We start from the raw sequence: 353 nt of genomic DNA, 5'->3' as shown, positions 1-353 counted from the left end.
GAGATTCATGGAATCGCAATTTTGATAAACTTGGGTTAGGCCTATCCCTTGACATGTATACTTTAAACATGTACAGTTAATATGTACATATTGATCGGGAGGTATATATGGCAATTCAAACAACATATACAAATGCAAGAGCTCGTTTTGCATCGTTAATTGACGAAGTTGTTGAAAATCGTGAGATTGTTTTTATTAAACGGCGTGGCAGCGAGGATGTTGCTATGATAGCAGCGGACGAATTAGCAGGGATTCTTGAGACTGCACACCTCCTTCGATCCCCTGCCAATGCAGAACGACTCAAGTCTGCTCTTGAAAGAGTAAGAAAACAATCGGGGTCACCTCAGACCATC

At 41.4% G+C, this 353-nt stretch carries 1 protein-coding gene; it reads left to right on the top strand.

The features are described 5' to 3' along the window. Positions 1-107 precede the first annotated feature (107 nt). A partial coding sequence (locus tag ACYQ0O_RS13185) for a type II toxin-antitoxin system Phd/YefM family antitoxin (RefSeq protein WP_459893811.1) occupies positions 108-353 on the top strand: 246 nt, incomplete at its 3' end.

The organism is Desulfothermus okinawensis JCM 13304, from assembly GCF_054654515.1.
Note: the sequence above shows the minus strand (reverse complement) of the source record. Positions and strands in the feature narration are given on the sequence as shown.